The following is a 21,707-nucleotide window of genomic DNA, read 5'->3' as shown; positions in this document are numbered from 1 at the left end:
CCCCATGCAGCGCCTCTCCCCGGCACCCCACCGGCCCCGCGTCCTCGTCTCCGCGCTGGTCGAGCTCGGCGAGGCGGCGGGCGTCGTGCTCGCCGTCGTCGCGTTCGGGCTCGGCCTCGCTCTGTGGCTCGGGCCGGCCCGCCTCTCGGGCGCTGCGTATCCTGCTCCTGCGATGACGCCTTCCGACTCCTCGTCCGGCTCCCTGCCCCCGTCCCTGTCCGCCGGCGCTCCGTCCCCCGCGGAGCCGGCCGTCGAAGAGTGGCTCGTCGACGGCTTCAACCTGCTCCACGCCGTGCTCCTGGGCGGCGAGGAGCGGTCGAGCTGGTGGACGGCCGCGGCGCGCGAGCGCGTGCTCGTCGCCGTGGAGGAGGCGACCCGGGCCGAGCCGTGCGCCGCCGCCGACGTCACCCCCGGCGGCGCGCGGGCGCCCGACGGCGCCGTCCGCGAGGGCGGCGCGTCGGACGGGCCGCCCTCGGCGGCCTCGGTCTGGGTCGTGTTCGACGGCAGTCGGTCGCCGGCGGCGGCGCCTTCTACACCCGGTACGGAGAGCGTCGCGGCCGGCGGCCGGCTGCAGAGCGTGTTCGCGCCGTCGGCCGACGACTGGCTCGTGCGGCGCGTGAAGCAGGCGCGCGACCCGGCGCGCGTCGTCGTCGTCACCGCCGATCGCAAGCTGGCGAACCGCGCGCGCCATCACGGCGCGCGCGTGCTCTCGCCGCGCGAGTTCCTCGCGCGGAAGGCCTAGTCCGCGCAGGGACTGGGCGTCAGGGCTCGCAAAAAGCGCTGCAAAGTCGGGCGATTCCAGCGGCTTTCCGCTTGACCGTGCTTCGCGCTTCCCACTAGGGTGCCGCTCTCGGCCGGCGCCCGTTGTCTGGCCCACAGGACCGACTCTCACTCCCCGACCTCCCGAGCGCGACGCGAGCAATGTCGGCTCGCTCGCGGCCCGGCCGGTCGGGTCGTCGCGTCGCCCCGTCGCCGGGAGCGACGCCGAACGAGGAAGCGATGGCCGAAGCCCCTCTCACGCACGCGCGCGACTCCTGGACGCTCCGAATGGCGCGCGTGATCGTGCGCCACCGCGGGATCGTCGCGACGCTGCTGCTGCTCTCCACCGGCTTCTTCGCATACCCGATCGCGAACGCGATCCTGGCGGCGATGGGCTCACCGCTGCCGGGCCCGCAGATCCGCATCGACACCGAAGCGCGCGCGCAGTGGCCCGACCACCCGTACATCCACGCGCAGGACAAGTTCTCGGGAATCTTCGGCGGCAGCTCGGCGGTGTTCATCGCGCTCACGGTCGACGAGGGCACGATCTTCACGCCGGAGACGATCGCGAAGATCAAGCGCATCACCGATCGGCTCGACGGCGAGGGCTACGACAGCAAGAGCGACGAGCGCGACGAGCTGCGCGAGCAGCTCGAGGAGGCGAACCCGGACATCGAGCCGAAGGAGCTGCTCAAGGAGCTCGATCGCCGCTTCCCGCAGTACCCCGTCAACCACTACCAGGTGCAGTCGCTCACGCACCACACGACGCGCGTCGTCCAGATCGAGGCCGACGGCGACATCAAGAGCGAGACGCTGATCCAGAAGCTCCCCGAGACCCAGGAGGAGGCGGACGAGATCGGCGAGGTGGTGCGGCAGAACCCGCCGTTCATCTACGGGCGCCTCGTCTCGCACGACGAGAAGGGCGCGCTGATGATGGCCGGCTTCGTCACCGACCGGCTCAACACGCGCGAGACGTTCTCGGCCGTCTTCGATCACGTGCAGAAGATCAAGGCGGACGAGGAGGACGCGAACCACCACGTCTACGTCAGCGGCGTCCCCATCCTGACGGGGTGGATCTTCATCCACGCCTACGAGATCGGGCTCTTCGTCGTCCTGACGATCTCGGCGATCTTCCTCCTGCTCTGGCTCTACTTCCGCCGCTGGCACGGCGTGCTGATCCCGGCCGTCGCGGCCCTCGCCACCGTGATCTGGGGGCTCGGCTTCACGGGCTGGGTCGGCATCACGTTCGACCCGCTGATCCTCGTGATCCCGACGATCATCACGGCGCGCGCGATCTCGCACACGGTGCAGATGGCCGAGCGCTTCTTCGAAGACTACGAGACGATGCTGCCGCAGATCGGCGACCCGGATCGCGCGAAGGTCGAGGTCGCGACGGTCGCGATGGGCGAGCTGATCGTGCCGGGCACGCTCGGCATCATCACCGACGTCGCCGGCCTGCTGATGATCCTCGTGACGTCGATTCCGCAGATGCGCGACCTGGGCATCTTCGGCGCATTCTGGGTGGCCTCGATCATCATCACGGTCGAGGTCCTGCACCCGGTCCTGATCTGCTTCCTGCCGGCGCCGACCGAGCACGAGCACTTCCTGCCCGGCTTCATGGTCCGCTTCACGCGGTTCGTCGGCTACATCACGACGCACCCGACGTACAAGTGGGTGATCGCGGGCATCACCGTCTTCCTGTTCGTGTCGTCGACCTACATCGCGCTCTTCTACTCGAAGATCGGCGAGGCGAGCCCGGGCACGCCGCTGCTCTTCCCCGACCACGAGTGGAACCGCGCGACGGCCGAGATCGCGGACCGCTTCGGCGGCATCGACACGATCGTCGTGTACGCGGACGGCGACAAGAAGGACGCGAGCGGCGACGCGCAGCCGATCCTGCGCATGGAGCAGTTCGAGCGCTGGATGCGCCGCTACACGGACGTCGGCGGCACGCTCTCGCTCGTGCCCATCCTCCAGTCGCTCTGGCAGCAGAACCACTACGGCGACCCGAAGTGGGCCTTCGTGCCGAACGACCAGGCCACCGTGCGCCAGCAGATCTTCCAGCTGCGCCAGAACAGCGCGCCCGGCTTCCTGCGGCCCTACCTCACCGACGACAGCCGGCACTCGAACATCGCCTTCTTCTACGAGGACCACAAAGGCGACACGATCGTGAAGGCGACGCGCGCGGCGGAGGAGTTCATCCGCCGCAATCCGATCGGCGAGGTGATCGTGCGCCTCGACAAGGACAAGGCCGCGAAGGACGCGTCGTTCACCGACTACGACAAGATGGCCGACTGGCTCTACTACATGCTCGGCCCCGTCCTCCCCTCGCCGCGCAACCACACGCTGAACGTGCGCATCCGCAACGACGACGGCACCTACGCCGACCAGCAGATCCACTCGGTCACGAAGGAGGAGGACCTCCCCGACTGGATCGAGGACTTCCAGGTCGCCGCGCAGGAGGACTTCGTCGACACGCGCGACTCGCTCGAGGAGGACGAGGTCTTCACGTGGCCCGAGAGCCTCGAGGACTGGGAGCTCGGCGACGTCGACGCGTGGTGGGAGAGCGAGGAGCACGGCATCCGCGCCGTCGCGCTGAACGTCGACCAGCTGATCGTGCACGACACGAAGGCGGTCGACAGCGTGCCCCGCTACCAGCCCACGAACTCGTGGACGCGCGGCGTCCAGTTCGTGATGGCAGGCGGCATCATGGGCATCCTGGCGGCGATCAACGACGAGGTGGAGCGCTCGCACGTCGCGAACATCGCGCTGATCCTGCTCGTGATCTTCGTGCTGCACTCCGTCACGTACCAGTCCGTGTCGAGCGGCTCGATCATCCTGCTGCAGATCTCGACCGCGACGATGCTCTCGCTCGCCTACATGGCGGTCGCGGGGCTCGGCCTCAACATCAACACGCTGCCCGTGCAGTCCGTCGGCGTCGGCATCGGCGTCGACTACGCGATCTACATCGTCGACCGCATACGCCAGGAGGTCGTCGACACGGAGGACATCGACGAAGCCGTCCGTCGCGCCGTGCGCACGACGGGCATGGCCGTGTCGTTCACCGCCACGACGATCGTGGGCGGGATCGTGCTCTGGACGTTCTCGCACCTGCGCTTCCAGGCCGACATGGCGTGGCTGCTCACCATCCTGATGGTGATCAACATGCTGGGCGCCATCACGGTCGTGCCGGCGTTCTACTCGATCCTGCGGCCGAAGGTCGCGACGGCGCTGCTGACCGACGAGCAGCGCGCGGCGCTGGCGCTCCAGCGCGAGGCCGAGCGCCGCAAGGGCCTGCTCGACGACTGACGCGGAGCGCGCGGGAGCGAGGACGCGAGGCGATGGCCGCGCAGCACGAGGGCAAGCCGGGCGTGCCGATGGGCGAGATCTTCGTCGTGTCGGACGGCACCGGCGAGACGGGCGCCGCGGCCGTGCGCGCCGTCATGCTGCAGTTCACGAACCCGTGGCGGCTGCGCATCTTCGGCGGCGTGCGGCACCCTTCCGAGGTGCGCCGCGTGATGGCGCAGGCGGCCGAGCTCGACGCGCTCGTCGTCTTCAGCCTCGTCGAGAAGCGCGAGGCCGCCGAGCTGCTTCGGGAGGCCGAGCGCCACGGGCTCGCGACGGTCGACCTGCTCGGCCCGTTGATCGCGCGCGCCGCCGCGCACCTGAAGGCCGAGCCGCGCCACGAGCCGGGCCTCCTGCACGGCTTCAGCGACGACTACTTCCAGCGCATCGAGGCCGTCGAGTTCGCCGTCCGCCACGACGACGGCGCCAACCTGAAGACGCTGTACGAGGCCGACATCGTGCTGGTCGGCGTCTCGCGCACGTCGAAGACGCCGCTCACGATGTACCTGGCGCAGCGCGGCTACCGGACGGGGAACGTGCCGATCGTCGCCGGCCTCGACCTGCCGCGCGAGCTCGAGGAGCTCGACCGCCGCAAGGTCTTCGCGCTCGACATCGACGCGTCGACGCTGCTGCAGGTGCGGCAGGCGCGGCTCAAGTCGCTGCGCACGTCGCCGCACTCGCGCTACACGGACACCGCCGCCGTGACGCAGGAGATCGACCGCGCGCGGCGGCTCTTCCGCCAGCACGGCTGGACCGTGATCGACGTGAGCGGACGCGCCGTCGAGGAGAACGCGGCGAAGATCATCGAGCTGCTGCAGGTCGACGACGCGCGCGGCGCCTAGCGCCGCCCGCGCCGAGCGGCGATCCCCCGCCCTGCCCCGCGCGCGACCGCGCGCACGCGCCGTCCGTCGTGTTGACGCTCCCGCACGCCCCCGCCACTCTCCCGCGCCATGGCGTACGACCCGAAGCGCATCGAGCCCCGCTGGCAGGCGTACTGGCTCGAGAACGAGACCTTCCGCGCCGAGCTCGACCCGGCGCGGCCCAAGTTCTACGTGCTCGACATGTTCCCGTATCCGTCGGGCGACGGGCTGCACGTCGGCCATCCCGAGGGCTACACGGCGACCGACATCGTCGCCCGCTACAAGCGCATGCGCGGCTTCAACGTGCTGCACCCGATGGGCTGGGACGCGTTCGGCCTGCCGGCCGAGCAGTACGCCATCCAGACGGGCACGCACCCGCGCGAGACGACGCGGCGCAACGTCGACAACTTCCGGCGGCAGATCCGCTCGCTCGGCTTCAGCTACGACTGGTCGCGCGAGCTCGACACGACCGACCCCGCCTACTATCGCTGGACGCAGTGGATCTTCCAGCGCCTCTACGAGCGCGGCCTCGCCTACGAGGCCGAGGTGCCCGTGAACTGGTGCCCGGCGCTCGGCACGGTGCTCGCGAACGAGGAGGTGATCGACGGCAAGAGCGAGCGCGGCGGCCACCCCGTCGAGCGCGTCCCGATGCGCCAGTGGATGCTGCGCATCACCGCCTACGCCGACCGCCTGCTCGAGGACCTCGAGGAGCTCGACTGGCCCGAGCCCATCAAGAAGATGCAGCGCGACTGGATCGGCCGCAGCGAGGGCGCGCACGTGCGCTTCGCCGTCGACGGCCACGCATCGCTCGCGATCGAGGTCTTCACGACGCGGCCCGACACGCTCCACGGCGCCACCTACATGGTGCTCGCTCCGGAGCACCCGCTCGTCGACACGATCACCGCCGACGCGCAGCGCGCGGCGGTGCGCGCCTACGTCGAGGCGGCCGGGCGCAAGAGCGAGCGCGTGCGCATGGCGGACGCGAAGGAGAAGACGGGCGTCGCGACCGGCGCGTTCGCGACCAACCCGGTGAACGGCGAGCGCATCCCGATCTGGGTCGCCGACTACGTGCTCGCGAGCTACGGGACGGGCGCCATCATGGCGGTGCCCGCGCACGACGAGCGCGACTTCGCGTTCGCGCGCGCGTTCGGGCTCCCGGTTCGCAAGGTCGTCGACGCGGTCTCGAAGAGCGGCGCGGCCCGCGGCGACGTCGAGCTGCCGTTCACCGGCGAGGGCGTCGCCGTCGACTCGGGATCGATCTCGGGGCTGCCGACCGCCGAGGCGAAGACGCGCATCGTGGCCGAGCTCGAGCGCGCGGGCGCGGGCCGCGGCGCCGTCACGTACAAGCTGCGCGACTGGCTCTTCAGCCGGCAGCGCTACTGGGGCGAGCCGTTCCCGCTCGTGCACCGCGCCGACGGCACGGTCGAGCTCGTGCCCGAGCACGAGCTGCCGCTCGAGCTCCCCGACCTCGACGACTTCCGCCCGAGCGGGCGCAACGACACGCCGCTCGAGCGCGCGCACGACTGGATCGAGCTCACGGACCCGAGGACGGGCGAGACGATCCGGCGCGATCGCAACACGATGCCGCAGTGGGCGGGGAGCTGCTGGTACTACCTGCGCTTCTGCGACCCGCACAACGCGAGCGCGCCGATCTCGGCGGAGGCCGAGCGCTACTGGATGCCCGTAGACCTCTACGTCGGCGGCGCCGAGCACGCCGTGCTGCACCTCCTCTACGCGCGCTTCTGGCACAAGGTGCTGTTCGACCTCGGCGTCGTGCACACGCGCGAGCCGTTCCAGAAGCTCGTCAACCAGGGGATGATCCTCGGCTACAGCTACCGCTACTTCGACGACGACGTGGCCGACGAGGGCCGGCGCGACGCGCGCGTCTACGCGCACGGGCAGGTGCGCGCGGACGGCGAGGGCTTCGTCGCCGTCGACGACGGCCGCCCGGTGAAGGCGCGCTGGGTGCCGCTGCGCGACGTGCGGCGCCTGCCCGACGGCACGCCCGTCCACCCGACGATCGAGGGCCTCGTGCTCGAGGAGGTCGTCGAGAAGATGTCGAAGAGCCGCGGCAACGTCGTCAATCCGGACGACGTGATCGCGCAGTACGGCGCCGACGCGATGCGCCTCTACGAGATGTTCATCGGCCCGCTCGACAAGGACGCCCCGTGGTCGACCGACGGCATCCAGGGCGTGCGCCGCTTCCTCGACCGCGCGTGGAAGCTCGTGCTCGACGACGACGACCGCGCGCGTCCGCTCGCCGACGGCCCGGGCACCGAAGCCCAGCAGCGGCTCGTCGCGCAGACGGTCCACGGCGTCACCGAGGACCTCGAGGCGATGCGCTTCAACACCGCGATCTCGAAGCTCATGGTGCTCGTGCGCGACGTCGCGAAGGAGGGCGACGACGCGCCGCTCCCGCACGCGGCCGCCGAGACGCTCGCGCTCCTGCTCTCGCCGCTCGCGCCGCACGTCGCCGAGGAGATGTGGCGCGCGCTCGGCCACGCCGAGTCGATCGCCTACGCGCCGTGGCCCGCCGCGGAGGCGCGCTGGCTCGCGGCCGACACGGTGCGCATCGTCGTGCAGGTGAACGGGAAGAAGCGCGCCGACCTCGACGTCGCGGCCGACGCCGACGAGGCCGCGGTGCGCGAGGCCGCGCTCGCACTCGACGCGGTGCGCAAGCACCTCGGCGACCGCGCGCCGAAGAAGGTCGTGGTGGTGCCGGGCCGGCTCGTGAACGTGGTCGGATAGCGCGCGGGGCGAGCCGGGCGCTCAGCCCATCCTGTAGATCGCGGCCAGCTGCTCGAGCCCGCTCACGCTCGCGCCGAGGTCCTTGAGCAGCCCGTTCTCGAGGCCGTACACGCAGCCGTGCACCGTGAGCGCCTGCCCGCGCGCCCACGCGTCCTGCACGATCGTCGTCGCACACACGTTCTCGACCTGCGCGCGCACGTTCAGCTCGCACATGCGGCGCTCGCGCGCGTCGGCGTCGAGCCCCGCCGCCTCGAGCTCGTCGCGGTGGCGCTCGTACACGTCCTTGATGTTGCGCAGCCAGTTGTCGATCAGGCCGAGCGGACGCGTGCCGAGCGCCGCGCGCACGCCGCCGCAGCCGTAGTGGCCGCAGACGATCACGTCGGAGACGCGCAGCACCTCGACCGCGAACTGCAGGACGGCCAGGCAGTTGAAGTCGGTGTGGACGACGAGGTTCGCGACGTTGCGGTGCACGAACATCTCGCCCGGGTCGAGGCCGCAGATCTCCGTCGCGGGAACGCGGCTGTCCGCGCACCCGATCCACAGGAAGCGCGGGCTCTGCTGGTGCGAGAGGCGGTCGAAGAAGCCGGGGTCGGCTTCGCTCTTCGCGCGCGCCCACTGGCGGTTGTTGTCGAAGAGCGCGCGGAGTCGTTCGTCGGGCACGCGCGACCTAGCCCGCGACCGGCGACGAGCGCGGCGCGACGGCGGGCACCTGCTGGGCGGCGCCGCTCGGCGGCGGGTTCGCGAGCGCGAGATAGCGGCGGCGCAGGTACCAGAAGATCCCGCCCATCAGGCCGAGCGGCAGGAACGTGAGGAAGGCCGTCGTCGCGATGAACTCGAAGCGGTTGTCGGTGGTGCCCCCGCTGCAGACGGCGCACGCGGCGGCCGCGCGCGGCAGCGCGGCCGCGAGGACGGGAGCGAGCCAGGTGATGCCGATGCGCATGGAGGCCTCCGCGATCCTTCGCTCCAGCGACCCTAGAGGTAGACGAGCCCGTACAGCACGGGCCACACGCCGACCACGAAGTACCAGAAGATCTGGACCGGGGCGAGCTGCGTCCACGCGAGAGTGCCCTGGAGCAGGCGCGAGAACGCCCAGCCGAGGCCCGCGATCGCGCCGAGCGCGTGCAGCGCGTGCGCGCCGACGATCAGGTAGAAGAAGCTCCCGTGCGGGCTCGACGTGAGCGTGAGCCCCTGCGCGATCAGCTCGACCCACTCGAAGCCCTGGAAGATCACGAAGAAGGCGCCGAGGCCGAGCGCCGTCGCCATCGGGACGCGCGCCCGCTCGGGCGACTCGCGGAAGCTGCGCCCTGCGAGGTAGAGCGCGAGCCCGCTCGCGAGCAGCGCGGCCGTGTTGAACGCGGTCTCCTCGATGGGAAGACGCGGCTGGCCGGGCGGCGGCCACGCCTTCGCGGCGCCCTTCACGATCGCGAAGGCGCTGATCATCCCCGCGAAGACCATCGCCTCGGTCACGACGAAGATGAGCATGCCCATCACGCCGTGCGGGACGAGCTGATAGCGGACCGGGAGCGGCTGGACCTTGGCCACCGGACGACCTCGCGGGGGGCGCGACGAGGCGAGAGAGCGCCGCGACTAGTGGTGCGCGGGCGCGGCCTCTTCGCCGTGCCCGCCGGCCGCCTCGTGGTGCGAGACGGGCTCGGGCGTGTGGTAGTCGACCTTCGTCCAGTTGCGACCCTCGAACTTCATGACGTCGGGCGACGAGCCCGCGAAGAACAGCAGCATGAACACGACGCAGGTCGTGAGCATGTAGGCCATGATCCGCTTCTCGACGTTCAGGTGCATGAAGTTCTTGATCACGAGCCAGGCCTTGATGATCGCGATGCCGAAGGCCGTGAAGAGCGTGATCGCCCGGATGCCCGTCAGGTAGCCGATCTCGGGGCCGGCGACGCTGACGAGCAGGAGGACGACGAGGATCGCCCAGATCTTGACGTAGTTGGTCTCGTGCGCGGCGTGCTCGCCGTGGTCCGACATGGGGCCTCCGTCACTTCGCGATGTAGATGAGCGGGAAGAGGAAGATCCAGACGATGTCGACGAAGTGCCAGTAGATCCCGATCAGCTCGACGCGATGGAGATCCTGGCCCTTCCGCGCACTCGCCGCGACGAACAGCATGATGATGCAGCCCGCGATCACGTGGAGCGCGTGCAGCCCGCACGCCGTGTAGTAGAAGCTCCAGAAGGTGTTCGTGAGCAGCGTGAACCCGTGCGAGATCTCCGTCGTCCACTCGAAGGCCTTGATGCCCGCGAACGTCGCGCCGCCGAGGCACGTGAAGAGCAGCATGTTGGCCGCCTTCGGCCCGTTGCCCTCCTCGGCCGCCTTGTGGCCGAGCACCGCCGTGAGGCTCGACGTGAGCAGCACGAAGGTGTTGATCGCGCCGATCGTCGTGTTCGTGTTCGCCGAGTGCGCCGCCCACTCGTCGTTGGCGAGCCGGTGCATCAGGTAGGAGAGGATCAGCCCCCCGAAGATCACGATCTCGGAGCCGATCACCCACCAGACGGCCAGGCGCCCGGTGGGAATGCCAGTGACGCTGCGCGTCGTCGCGATGGGTCGAACGGACATGGTCGTCGGGTTCCCGTCTCGTTAGTTCGGAACGTTCTGCGGCCAGTAGTCCTCGCCCGTCGCCTTCAGGCGATCGGGGTGCGAGTACTCGTACGGCCCGCGGTACACGGTGGGCATCTCGGCGAAGTTGCCGTGCGGCGGCGGCGACGGAGCCACCCACTCGAGCGTGTTCGCCTTCCACGGGTTGTTGCCCGCCTTCTTCCCGTTCCGGAGGCTCGAGAAGAAGTTGTAGATGAAGATGAACTGGGACACGAGCATCACCCAGAGCGCCACCGTCGCGATCACGCGCAGCATCTGGAGCTCGTCCGTCGCGAGCTCGGGGAAGTGCTCGTAGTTGTAGATGCGGCGGTGCTGGCCGGCGAGGCCGAGCACGAAGAGCGGCAGGAAGATCAGGTTGAACGGGATGATCGTCAGCCAGAAGTGCAGCTTGCCGAGCGTGTCGTTCAGCATCCTGCCGAACATCTTCGGGTACCAGTAGGTGACGCCCGAGTACACGCCGATGATCGCGATCGGGAAGAACGTGTAGTGGAAGTGGGCGAGCACGAAGTAGGTGTCGTGGAAGTAGATGTCCGAGCCCGAGGCGCCGAGGAAGATGCCCGTCACGCCGCCGATCAGGAACTCGCCGATGAAGGAGAGCGCCCAGAGCATCGGCGTGGTGAGCGTGATCGACCCCTTGTAGAGCGTCGCGATGTAGACGAAGCACATCTCCGCGATCGGCACCGAGATGAGCAGCGTCGTGATCGTGAAGACGTTGGCCATGCGCGGGTCGATGCCGGCCACGAACTGGTGGTGGGCCCAGACCGCGAACGACAGCACGCCCGTGCCGAACGCCGTGTAGAGGACGGTGCGGTACGCGAACAGCTTCTTGCGCGAGAACACCGTGATGATCTCGGCCGCGATGCCGATCGCGGGCAGCAGCACGACGTACACCTCGGGGTGCCCGAAGAACCAGAAGAGGTGCTGCCAGAGGATCGGGTCGCCGCCGCGGGTCGGGTCGAAGAAGGCGGTGCCGAGCGTCTGGTCGAACGCGAGCATCACGGCGCCGGCGATCAGCGGGCCGACGGACGCCATGAACAGGATGCTCGCGACGACGATGAACCACACGACGATCGGGATGTCGTAGAGCCGCATGCCCGGCGCCCGCGAGTTCATCGCGGTGGTCACGAAGTTGATGCCGCCGAGCAGGAAGGCGACGAACTCGAGGCCGACGGCGACGACCCAGAGCGTCGAGCCCATCGGCGTGAGGTTGTACTGGTAGGTGGACGAGAGCGGCGGGTAGGCCGTCCACGCACCGCCGAAGCCGCCGCCCTCCACGAAGAACGACGCCAGCAGCACGATCGCCGACAGGAGGAAGATCTGGTAGCTGAGGCGATTCAGCTTCGGGAACACCATGTCGTCGCAGCCGCACATCAGCGGGATCAGGAAGTTCCCGAACGCCGCGATCAGCACCGGCATGGCGACCCAGAAGATCATGATCGTGCCGTGGTTCGTGACGAGGGCGTTGTACTCGCCGGGCGACACGAGCCCCCAGAAGAGCACTTCCTGCCCGGGGAACGCGAGCTGCGTGCGGAACACGTAGGCGAAGTACCCGCCGATCATCGCCATGAACATGCCCGTGAACATGTACTGCATGCCGATCATCTTGTGGTCGAGCGGGAAGACGTACTTCTCCCAGAACGACATCTCGTGGTGATGGTCGCCGTGGGCGTCGTGTCCGTGCGCCGGCGTGTGGATCGTCTCGGCCATGGGGCTCCTCCTCGGTACCGCGCTTCGCCTAACGCAGGTCCGCGGCCGCGAGGCTGGTGGTGGTGTTCTGCTGCATCCAGGCGGCGTGCTGCTCGGGCGTCTCGAGGAACACCTTCGCGCCCATGATGCCGTGACCGATGCCGCAGATCTCGGCGCACTGGATGTCGTGCTCGCCGGTGATGATCGGCTTGAACCAGCCCGTGATCGTGCGCCCCGGCACCGCGTCCTGCTTCAGGCGGAACACCGGCACCGAGAAGCTGTGCAGCACGTCGCGCGACTCGAGCTGGTAGTGGTAGAGGACGTCCTTCTGCAGGTGCAGCTCGTCGACCGTCGTGATGTCGTCGTCCGTGTCGAGCTGGCCGTCCGGGCCGGGGTGCTGGAAGGTCCACGCCCACTGCTGGCCGATCACGCGGACCGTCTGCTCCGCCGGCGGGAGATCCTGCTTCACGCGGTACCAGGCCTGCACCGCGAAGACGAGGATGAGCACGTCGCACGCGAGCACGCCCCAGTGCGCCCAGCCGATGTACTTCTTCGGGAACTCCTCCTCGCCCGTCACGTAGCCGGCGTGCACGCCCGGCTTCGCTCGCTGCGTGAAGATCAGCCAGAAGAAGACCACCTGCGCGACCGTGAACCAGAAGCCGACGAGCAGCGTGACCAGGTTGATCACGCCGTCGATCTGGCCCGCGTAGGTGGAGCCCTGCGGAAGGAACATCTCGACCATGTGCGCCTCAGAGGATGAAGATGAAGACGACGGCGACGAACGAGAGCACGCCGCCCATGGTGATCAGGAAGGCTCGGTAGGCGAGATCGTCCGGGTCCCTCTCGGGTCCTGCCACGGTGGTCTCCTCGTTCGATGGCGGACGCGCTCGGGCGCCCGCGGCTGGAATGCTAGTTCGCGCCGAGCGTGCGGATGTACGCGACGACGTCCTTGACCTTCTTCGCGTCCGTGAGCGTCATCGCCATCGGCCGCATCAGCGCGCCGGTCGGATCCTTCGCGGCGTTGCCGCCGCGGATGCCGGCCTGGAACTTCTCGATCGACTGCACCAGGTACCAGTCGTTCAGCCCGACGAGGGGCGGCGCGTTCAGCGCCGGGTTGCCCCCGCCCGCCGGCCCGTGGCACGCGATGCACGGCGTGTAGAGCGACTTGCCGACCTCGGCGTCGCCGTCGACGGTGTGCGCGGGCGACGCCTTCGGCAGGCTCGCGACGTACGCGGCGACATCCTGCACGCGGCTCTTCACGACACCGTCGCGGTTCATCAGCGATCGCGACATCGGCCGCATGCGCAGGCCCTCGTGGTCGTCGGGATGCGCGCCGCGCCCGCCGCTCTGGAACTTGCCGAGCTGCCCCTCGACGTACCACTGCGGCAGGCCGGCGATCGCCGGGCCCTTCCCGACCGCGCGTCCCTGCCCGTCCGCTCCGTGGCACGGCACGCACGTGGCGAAGATCTCCGCTCCGTTCGCGGCGTCGCCGCCTTCGGCGACCGCGTGCGGCGCCGCGGCGAACGCGACGGCGACGATGGCGATGAGAGTGAGGTGCTTCATGATGCTTGGCGGCTTCCCGTCAGGTGGACCGTCGGATCGAGACGGGCCGATTGGCGATAGCGAGACCGACCGCAGGTCGGGGTGAATCCGTCGTGTACGAGCCGTCGTTCGAGAGCCGTCGCGCACGCGTGCGCGCGGGCGGCGCGTCCCTCTGCTCCGCGCCCGACCGCTGCCCGCGCATCCCCCCGCGCGCGGAGCGGGAGCATCGCGCTTCGAGCGCGCCCGGAAAAGCGAAAAGTGAACCGCGACCGGAGCGTCGCGCCTGCAGTTGCCGCGACGACTCGCCGCGGTGTGCCGAGCGCGCGGTGGGTTAGCCCACGGGTATGGGGCGGGCAAGGCCACATTGCGTTGCAGCGCGTCTCCCGCGCGCCGTCCGACGCGCGCGCGGCGCGCGCTCGGGCGTTCGCCCGAGCCGCCCGCGCGACCTCCGCCGCGCGCGCGCTCACTGCGGGTTCAGGTGGTAGAGCAGCACGTAGATCGCGACGCCCGTGATCGAGACGTAGAGCCACACGGGCCACGCGATGCGCGCGAGCCGGCGATGTCGCTCGCGCTCGTCGCGGAGGCCGAGCCGGATCAGCGCGATCGCGAACACGGGCACGCTCGTCGCGAGCGCGACGTGGCTCGCGAGCAGCGCCAGGTAGGCCGTCTTCGCGAGGCCGGTCGCGTGGAAGGTCGTGTTCTCGAAGTCGCGCGACCACTTGTGCGCGACGTAGAGCGCCAGGAAGACGCTCGAGACCGCGAACGCGGCGATCATCACGCGGCGGTGCGCGCGCTCGCGGCCCGCCCGCGCGAGCGCGCGTCCGTACACGAGCAGCCCGCACGCGATCGCGTTGAGCGACGCGTTGACGGCGGGAAGGGCGGCGAGCGCGTCGGGCGGGCTCACGGGCGCGGCTCGGCTAGCGCAGCGCGGGAGAGAGGCCGGCCGCGAGCTCCGCGATCATCGCCGCGAAGAGCGCGAACAGATAGCCGAGCGACGCGAAGAAGAGCCCGCGCGCGGCCTCGGGCGTGCGCTCCCGCAGCACGCGCACCGCGTGCGCGACGAACCACGCGTTCGCGGCCACGGCGACGGCGAGATAGAGCCCGCCCGAAAGGCCGAGCACAACCGGCGCGAGCGTCACGGGGACGAGCGCGAGCGTGTACCAGAAGATCCGCCAGCGCGTCGCTTCGTCGCCGATCACGTTCGGAAGCACGGGGAAGCCCGCGCTCGCGTACTCCTCCTTGCGGAAGAGCGCGATCGCCCACACGTGCGGCGGCTGCCAGAAGAACACGATCGCGAACAGCACGAGGCCGGGAGCGCCCACGGTCCCGTGCACCGCGGCGTCGGCGATCAGAGGTGCGGCCGCGCCGGCGGCGCCGCCGATCACCGCGTTCCACGCCGAGCGCGGCTTGAGCCAGATCGTGTAGACGAAGACGTAGAAGAGGATCGTGGCGACGCCGAGCCCGGCCGCCATCGGGCCGCCCTGCGCGTAGAGGACGGCGGTGGACAGCACCGTCAGCGCGAGCCCGAAGGCGAGCGCGGCGCGAGGCGCGAGCCGACCGGACGGGAGCGGCCGATCCTTCGTGCGCTCCATGTGCTTGTCGAGATCGCGCTCGATGTAGGCGTTGAACGTGTTCGCGGCTGCGGCCGCCATCGCGATGCCGCCGAGCACGACGAGCATCGTCGAGAACGACGGCCACTCGCCCGCCGCCATCGCGAGCGCCGGGATGCCGGTGACCAGCACGAGCGGGAGGAGCCGCGGCTTCGTCAGCTCCGCATAGGTGCGAACGGTCCGACCGATCGCGGTCGCCATGGCGAGCCCCCGGCGCCCTGGGATCGTGGGGAGCGCCGACCGTCGAGTGGATGGGAATCGGGAGAGCGTGGCGCGCCCCGCCCCGTGCGCCCCGCCCCGTGCGCGGCGCCCGTGCGCGGCGGCGCTCGTGCACGACGACGACGCGGCGCGGCGCTGGAGTACCACACGGCCGGCGCGGCGACCACCGCGCCGCCCGCCGCGAACGGTTGCGCGCGGTCGCACGAGCACCGGCAACGCGCCGGCAGCGCTCGGCTCACCTCGCACCATCGGGTGGAGCGGAACGCACCACCCGGGACGCCGACGCACTGCGGCATCGCGCTCAGCGGCCCCGCGCAGAGGCATGGGCTTTGCACCACTTTGGGGAGCAGCGCCAGAGCCGAAGCCGCCGGGTCACCCGCTCGAACGAGGCCGAGGCGCTGCCCCGCGACGCGAACACCCGGCCTCACCGTGGGGCCGGAGCGCGCGCGGAGGCAACCGAGAGACTCGAACCAGTCCAGAGCAAGACCAGGAGAGAACGGAATGCGCTTCTCGCACGCCATCCTCGCGCTCGCGGCCGCCGCGATCGCCGCGCCGGCCTCGGCCGTCGTGAAGACCTACGACTCGACCCCGCCGCACGGCGTCGCGGGCGACGAGCTCCAGTACTCGACGACGCTCTGCCCGCCCATCCAGTCGAGCGCGGGCCTCATGCAGGGCGACTACCAGCTCAACGACAACGGCGGCGGCACGGTGACCATCACCGACTTCAACATGCGCCGCATCGTGAACACCAACTTCGGCCCCGACGCGATCACCGTCGTCTTCGGGCCCGGCGCCTACGTGTTCGTCACCTCCGACGCCACGCGCCGCCCGACGCTCGGCACCACGCACCCCGGCAGCACGGCGCCCGGCGGCTCGGTCGACTGGGGCGTGCTCGCAGGCTGGAGCAACAGCGGCCAGGCCTTCTGCATCTCGAGCCCGCAGACGATCTGCACCGCGGGCGCGCAGACGCCGCACGGCATCACGACGCCGTCGCCCGACGTGAACTCGCCGACGTACGACCTCGGCACCTGGGCGTTCGACGCGGAGGGCGACTTCCAGGCCGCCTCGCCGTACATCAACCAGACGAACAACGGCGGCACGTCGAACCGCCAGTTCCTCATCCGCGGCACGTTCGTCGGCGGTGGCGTCCCCGCCCTGCCGCTGATCGGCGCGGGCGCGCTCGCGATCGGCCTGCTCGTCGCGGGCTCGCGCACGGTGCTCCGCAAGAAGTAGCCGCGCGCGAAGAGCGCGAGACGCGCGGCGCCCGCGAGGGTGCACGCGGCTCGCGCGGCCTCTCCGAAGGGCCGCTGGCAACCGCCAGCGGCCCTTCTTCCTTCACACCCCTGGAGCGCGGAAGGGGCCGCGGCGATGCGCAGCCGCCGGGCGCGCCGCCCGACGACGTCGACCGCGTCGCCGCTCCGTCCCGCGCCACTCGACCGGCGCGAATCGCGCCAGCGCGTCCGCGCACGCGGGCTCGTGCACGTCCACGCGCGTCGTACGCGAGGGCATGCGCCTTGCTTTGCCCCGGCTTCGTCCATCCCACGACCGCTGGGTCCCGCAGGGATGGCCGAGGAACCCGGCACGCACCGCCGCCGATCGCGCGGGGGCAGCGGCCGAACGGCACAAGGAGCTGCTCGAAATGCGAATCTCGAAGTGGATTCTCGCGCTCGCGGCCGCCGCGATCGCCGCGCCGGCCTCCGCCGTGGTGAAGACCTACGACGCCACGCCGCCGCACGGAACGCCCGGCGACGAGCTCCAGTACTCGACGACGCTCTGCCCGCCCATCCAGTCGAGCGCGGGCCTCATGCAGGGCGACTACCAGCTCAACGACAACGGCGGCGGCACGGTGACCATCACCGACTTCAACATGCGCCGCATCGTGAACACCAACTTCGGCCCCGACGCGATCACCGTCGTCTTCGGGCCCGGCGCCTACGTGTTCGTCACCTCCGACGCCACGCGCCGCCCGACGCTCGGCACCACCCACCCCGGCAGCACGGCGCCCGGCGGCTCGATCGACTGGGGCATCCTGTCGGGCTGGAGCAACAGCGGTCAGGCCTTCTGCATCTCGAGCCCGCTCACGATCTGCACCGCGGGATCGCAGGTGCCGCACGGCATGACGACACCCTCGCCCGACGTGAACTCGCCGACGTACGACCTCGGCACCTGGGCGTTCGACGCGGAGGGCGACTTCCAGGCCGCCTCGCCGTACATCAACCAGACGAACAACGGCGGCACGTCGAACCGCCAGTTCCTCATCCGCGGCGCGTTCGTCGGCGGTGGCGTCCCCGCCCTGCCGCTGATCGGCGCGGGCGCGCTCGCGATCGGCCTGCTCGTCGCGGGCTCGCGCACGGTGCTCCGCAAGAAGTAGCCGCGCGCGAAGAGCGCGAGACGCGCGGCGCCCGCGAGGGTGCACGCGGCTCGCGCGGCCTCTCCGAAGGGCCGCTGGCATCCGCCAGCGGCCCTTCCTGCTTTCGGGCCACTCGGCGACCGGGACATGCCGTCTCTTGGCCCATATTGCGCCAAGTTCGTGGCGCGAAACGCGCCGGAGTGGGCGGCGACGCGCCGCGGCGTGGGCCTACGCGCTGCGTCATCACGGCATGTGAGTTGCAGTCGGCGCGCGCCGCCGCGGCGTAGCGCGCACGACCAGCACGCTGGTCACCGCCGCGGAGTCGCGCTCACGTGTCGGGCTGCCCCGCACCGCGGAAGTCTCCTGCGACGCGGGCAGCCGGATCATCGACCAGACCGCTCGGCGTGCAGGACGCACGACCGGGCCCAGGAGGGAGACCCCCGAAATGCGTTCCTCGATTGCTGTTCTCGCGCTCGCCATCGCGGCGATCGCCGCGCCGGCCTCGGCCGTCGTGAAGACCTACAACTCGACCCCGCCGAACGGCACCGCCGGTGACGAGCTCCAGTACTCCGTCGCGCTGTGCCCGCCGATCCAGTCGAGTGCCGGGCTCATCCAGGGCGACTACAAGATCGACGACAACGGCGGCGGCACCGTCACGCTGAACGACTTCAACCTGCGCCGCATCGTGAACACGAACTTCGGACCGGTCGCCCTCGTCCCGATCTTCGGGCCCGGCTCCTACGTGTTCACGACCTCGGACTCCACGCGTCACGTCACCCTCGGCACCACCCATACGGGCAGCACGGCGCCCGGCGGCTCGGTCGACTGGGGCATCCTGGCGGGCTGGACCGTCAGCGGTCAGGCCTTCTGCATCTCGAGCCCGCAGACGATCTGCACGCAGGGAACGCAGGTGCCGCACGGTCAGACGCAGCCGTCGCCCGACGTGAACTCGCCGACGTACGACCTCGGCACCTGGGCGTTCGACGCGGAGGGCGACTTCCAGGCCGCCTCGCCGTACATCAACCAGACGAACAACGGCGGCACGTCGAACCGCCAGTTCCTCCTGCGCGGCGCGTTCGTCGGCGGCGGTGTTCCCGCCCTTCCGCTCCTCGGCGCGGGCGCGCTCGCGATCGGACTGCTCGTCGCGGGCTCGCGCACGGTGCTCCGCAAGAAGTAGCCGCGCGCGCAGAGCGCGAGACGCGCGGCGCACGAGTGCGCACGCGGCTCGCGCGGCCTCTCCGAAGGGCCGCTGGCAGGAGCCAGCGGCCCTTCTTCGTCGCGGGCTCCCACCGCGCGGCAGGGGTCGGCGGCGCCGCGCCGCGTGTCGCGCGCGAGGGCGGGGTACCGTCGGGCCGTGACGCCGACCGAGCTCGCGCTCGTCCTCGCCTCCGCCGCCCTGCACGCCTTCTGGAGCGCGTGGATCAAGGGGAGCCGCGACCCCGTCCTGTTCAACTTCCTGCAGGCCGCGCCGGGCGCGTTGCTCGCGATCGCGCTGCTCGCCGCATCGCCGCAGCTGCGCACCGCCGACGCGACGTTCTGGGCGTGGGTCGGCGCGGCGAGCGTCTGCCACGCCGCGTACCTCTACTGGATGGCGCGCGCGCTCGCGGTCGCCGACCTCTCGCTCGTCTACCCGATCGCGCGCTCGACGCCGGCCTTCCTGCCGTTCGCGGCGGGCCCGCTGCTCGGCGAGCGGCTGAGCGCGGCCGGCGCCGTCGGCATCGCGGTCGTCGTCGCCGGCATGTGGTGCGTGCAGACGCGCGGCCGCGTCGATCCGCGCGCGTGGATCGCGCCGGGCGCCGGACTCGCGCTGCTCACCCTCGCCGCCACGGTCGGCTACGGCGTGACGGACAAGGCCGCGATGGCGCGGCTCGATGGCGTCGCGTGGACGTCGCCCGTGCCGCGCTCGGTCGCGTACTTCGCGCTGACGTCGCTCGGCGGTGCGCTCGGTCTCGTGCCCGCCGTCGCGCGCGCGCCGCGCGCGGCCGCGCTGCGCGCGGCGCTGTCGCCCTCGTCGCCCGAGCTGCGCAACGCGCTCCGCGCGTTCGCGTTCTCGCTCGTCGGCTACTCGCTCGTGCTCGAGGCGCTGCGCAGCGCGCCGGCGAGCTACGTCGTCGCCGTGCGCCAGTCGAGCGTGCTGTTCGCGGTCGCGCTCGGCGTCGCGTGGCTGCGCGAGCGCCCGGGCAGCGCGCGCATCGCGGGCGCGGTGATCATCTGCGCGGGCGTCGCGCTCGTGGCGATCGCGGGATGAGCGACGAAGCGGCGCGCGCAGACCGCCGCCGTCGGCCGCTCGTCGAACGCGCCGCCGCGCGCATCGTCGCCGCACTGCTGCGCGCGCTCGGCGCGACGTGGCGCGTCGCGGTCCGGAGCGACGTCCCCATCGACGCGATCGGACGCGGCGCGGGCGCGCTCGTCGGCGCGCTGTGGCACGAGAGCTGGCCGATCGCCGCGCACCACTTCCGCGACCGCGGCATCGCGATGGCGGTGAGCCGCAGCCGCGACGGCGACCGCGTCGCGCTCGTCCTCGCCCGCCTCGGCTACGGCGAGCCCGTGCGCGGCTCGAGCTCGCGCGGAGCCGCGGTGATGCTCCGCGAGCTCGTCGCGCGGGTGCGCGCGGGGGCGGCCGTCGCCGTGCTGGCGGACGGGCCGCGCGGCCCCGCTCGCAGCGCGCGTCCGGGCGCGGCCCGTGCCGCGGCACTCGCGCGCGCGCCGTTCGTCGTCGTCGGCTGCGCGGCGCGGCCGGCACTTCGCCTTCCAACGTGGGACGCGCTGTGCCTTCCCCTGCCGTTCGCGCGAATCGCGATCGACGTCGCCGCCGCACACCCGGGCGACGAGCGCGAGCTCGGCGACGCCCTCGAGGCCGCGCGCGCGCGCGCGGAGGAAGTCGTTAGGCGGCGACGACGCTAGGCCGGCTGCCGATCCCACCCCCTGCAGGTGCATGACGCAGCGCGTCGGTCGCGCACAGGCTCGAGGAGCCGGCGGGTACACCGCACGCTCGCTAGGCGGCCGGGTTCGTTCGCGGTGGCGCAGCTTGCGCCAGCGAGGCGGCGCACGCCGCTCCGCCGCCCGCTCGCGCGCGGCGAGACGCGCCCCCCGCCGCCACCCGCGAGGCCCTGGCGGCCGCCTCGCGATCGGGGCGTGCGGGCACACCGGTTGCATTGCGTGCGGCGAGGCCGTCGCGTCCGCCAGGCCGCCGCGCAGGGCGGCGCGTGCATCGGGGACGGCCCCATCACCGAGGAGAAGATCATGAAGCTTGGCCACTGGCTCGTTGCCGCTGCTGCCGCGGCCCTCGCTCTCCCCGCTTCGGCCGTCGTGAAGGTGTACGACTCCACGCCTCCGCACGGCACGCCGGGCGACGAGTTCCAGTTCTCGACCACGCTGTGCCCGCCCATCAGCGTGACGCCCGGCGCGCAGCAGGGCAGCTATCGCCTGAACGACACCGGCGGCGGCACGGTGACGGTCGTCGAGATCGACATGCAGCGGGTGACGCGGGTCGACTTCGACGCGACGGCCACGTTCGGGCCCGGCGCCTACGTCTTCGTCGACGCGGTGAGCTTCATCTCGGCGTCGCCCGGACAGACGGCGCCCGGTAGCACCGCGCCCACCGGAACGGTCGACTGGGGCATCCTCGGCGGCTGGGCCAACACGGGCGTCGGCTTCTGCGTCGCGAGCCCGCAGACGATCTGCACGGCCGGCGCGCAGCTCCCGCACGGTGCGACGACGCGGCTCTCGCCGATCACGTCGCCGACCTTCGACCTCGGCACCTGGACCTTCGACGCGGGCGGCGACTTCCAGGCCGCCTCGAACTACGTCTGGGGCACGTTCAACGGCGGCCTGAGCAACCGGCAGTCGCTGCTGCGCGGCGCCTTCGTCGGCGGCTCGGTGCCGGCGCTCCCGCTCGTCGGCGTGGGTGCACTCGCGCTCGGTCTGCTCGCCGCCGGCGCGCGCGCGGGCCTGCGCAAGAAGTAGTCGCGCCCGGT

20 protein-coding genes are annotated in these 21,707 nt (G+C 71.3%); 10 read left to right on the top strand and 10 right to left on the bottom strand.

Annotation, left to right across the window (positions count from 1 at the left end):
- Nucleotides 1-4: 4 nt before the first annotated feature.
- From R3E88_04925 to leuS, 4 genes are all read left to right on the top strand, one after another.
- On the top strand, nt 5-742 hold the full coding sequence (locus tag R3E88_04925; protein MEZ4215799.1) for an NYN domain-containing protein: 738 nt from the start codon (nt 5-7) through the stop codon (nt 740-742).
- 257 nt (nt 743-999) lie between these two features.
- Nucleotides 1,000-4,068, top strand: coding sequence for an MMPL family transporter (locus R3E88_04920; protein ID MEZ4215798.1), 3,069 nt, complete (start codon nt 1,000-1,002; stop codon nt 4,066-4,068).
- A gap of 32 nt (nt 4,069-4,100) precedes the next feature.
- Nucleotides 4,101-4,946 (top strand): pyruvate, water dikinase regulatory protein, encoded by an 846-nt coding sequence (locus R3E88_04915; GenBank protein MEZ4215797.1) that lies wholly within the window; start codon nt 4,101-4,103, stop codon nt 4,944-4,946.
- A 108-nt stretch (nt 4,947-5,054) separates the two neighbouring features.
- Nucleotides 5,055-7,712: a leucine--tRNA ligase gene (gene leuS, locus R3E88_04910; protein ID MEZ4215796.1), complete on the top strand. Its 2,658-nt coding sequence runs from the start codon at nt 5,055-5,057 to the stop codon at nt 7,710-7,712.
- A gap of 21 nt (nt 7,713-7,733) precedes the next feature.
- Here the strand turns inward: leuS and can are convergent, their stop codons facing one another.
- The 10 genes from can to R3E88_04860 all read right to left on the bottom strand — a co-directional run bounded on the left by can (nt 7,734) and on the right by R3E88_04860 (nt 15,362).
- Nucleotides 7,734-8,372 carry a carbonate dehydratase gene (gene can, locus R3E88_04905; GenBank protein ID MEZ4215795.1) on the bottom strand — a complete coding sequence of 213 codons (639 nt, stop codon included), beginning with the start codon at nt 8,370-8,372 and terminating at the stop codon, nt 7,734-7,736.
- A gap of 7 nt (nt 8,373-8,379) precedes the next feature.
- Nucleotides 8,380-8,652: a hypothetical protein gene (locus tag R3E88_04900; GenBank protein MEZ4215794.1), complete on the bottom strand. Its 273-nt coding sequence runs from the start codon at nt 8,650-8,652 to the stop codon at nt 8,380-8,382.
- Between the two features lie 32 nt (nt 8,653-8,684).
- On the bottom strand, nt 8,685-9,254 hold the full coding sequence (locus tag R3E88_04895; protein ID MEZ4215793.1) for a cytochrome c oxidase subunit 3: 570 nt from the start codon (nt 9,252-9,254) through the stop codon (nt 8,685-8,687).
- Between the two features lie 45 nt (nt 9,255-9,299).
- A complete protein-coding gene (locus R3E88_04890; GenBank protein ID MEZ4215792.1) occupies nt 9,300-9,698 on the bottom strand; it encodes a cytochrome C oxidase subunit IV family protein in 399 nt (132 codons plus the stop codon).
- Between the two features lie 10 nt (nt 9,699-9,708).
- Nucleotides 9,709-10,284, bottom strand: coding sequence for a cytochrome c oxidase subunit 3 (locus R3E88_04885; protein MEZ4215791.1), 576 nt, complete (start codon nt 10,282-10,284; stop codon nt 9,709-9,711).
- Between the two features lie 21 nt (nt 10,285-10,305).
- On the bottom strand, nt 10,306-12,030 hold the full coding sequence (locus tag R3E88_04880; protein MEZ4215790.1) for a cbb3-type cytochrome c oxidase subunit I: 1,725 nt from the start codon (nt 12,028-12,030) through the stop codon (nt 10,306-10,308).
- A gap of 28 nt (nt 12,031-12,058) precedes the next feature.
- The gene (locus R3E88_04875) at nt 12,059-12,751 is read right to left on the bottom strand and encodes a cytochrome C oxidase subunit II (protein MEZ4215789.1); all 693 of its coding nucleotides are present in this window, start codon (nt 12,749-12,751) and stop codon (nt 12,059-12,061) included.
- A 167-nt stretch (nt 12,752-12,918) separates the two neighbouring features.
- Nucleotides 12,919-13,572 (bottom strand): c-type cytochrome, encoded by a 654-nt coding sequence (locus R3E88_04870; protein MEZ4215788.1) that lies wholly within the window; start codon nt 13,570-13,572, stop codon nt 12,919-12,921.
- 442 nt (nt 13,573-14,014) lie between these two features.
- Nucleotides 14,015-14,455, bottom strand: a complete 441-nt coding sequence (locus R3E88_04865) for a DUF420 domain-containing protein (protein ID MEZ4215787.1) — start codon at nt 14,453-14,455, stop codon at nt 14,015-14,017.
- A gap of 13 nt (nt 14,456-14,468) precedes the next feature.
- Nucleotides 14,469-15,362 carry a heme o synthase gene (locus tag R3E88_04860; protein MEZ4215786.1) on the bottom strand — a complete coding sequence of 298 codons (894 nt, stop codon included), beginning with the start codon at nt 15,360-15,362 and terminating at the stop codon, nt 14,469-14,471.
- Nucleotides 15,363-15,881: 519 nt separating this feature from the next.
- Here R3E88_04860 and R3E88_04855 point away from each other — a divergent pair.
- From R3E88_04855 to R3E88_04830, 6 genes are all read left to right on the top strand, one after another.
- Nucleotides 15,882-16,613 (top strand): hypothetical protein, encoded by a 732-nt coding sequence (locus R3E88_04855; GenBank protein MEZ4215785.1) that lies wholly within the window; start codon nt 15,882-15,884, stop codon nt 16,611-16,613.
- A gap of 406 nt (nt 16,614-17,019) precedes the next feature.
- The gene (locus R3E88_04850; protein ID MEZ4215784.1) at nt 17,020-17,751 is read left to right on the top strand and encodes a hypothetical protein; all 732 of its coding nucleotides are present in this window, start codon (nt 17,020-17,022) and stop codon (nt 17,749-17,751) included.
- A 424-nt stretch (nt 17,752-18,175) separates the two neighbouring features.
- Nucleotides 18,176-18,907 (top strand): hypothetical protein, encoded by a 732-nt coding sequence (locus R3E88_04845; protein MEZ4215783.1) that lies wholly within the window; start codon nt 18,176-18,178, stop codon nt 18,905-18,907.
- Nucleotides 18,908-19,084: 177 nt separating this feature from the next.
- Nucleotides 19,085-19,978, top strand: coding sequence for an EamA family transporter (locus R3E88_04840; protein ID MEZ4215782.1), 894 nt, complete (start codon nt 19,085-19,087; stop codon nt 19,976-19,978).
- Nucleotides 19,975-20,634, top strand: coding sequence for a DUF374 domain-containing protein (locus tag R3E88_04835; GenBank protein MEZ4215781.1), 660 nt, complete (start codon nt 19,975-19,977; stop codon nt 20,632-20,634). The genes R3E88_04840 and R3E88_04835 overlap by 4 nt, the downstream gene beginning before the upstream one ends.
- A 339-nt stretch (nt 20,635-20,973) precedes the next feature.
- Entirely contained in the window at nt 20,974-21,696 is a 723-nt protein-coding gene (locus tag R3E88_04830) for a hypothetical protein (GenBank protein MEZ4215780.1), read from the top strand.
- The last annotated feature ends 11 nt before the right edge of the window (nt 21,697-21,707 follow it).

It is taken from the genome of Myxococcota bacterium, assembly GCA_041389495.1.
Classification (GTDB): Bacteria; Myxococcota_A; UBA9160; order UBA9160; family UBA4427; genus JAWKRT01.
Note: the sequence above shows the minus strand (reverse complement) of the source record. Positions and strands in the feature narration are given on the sequence as shown.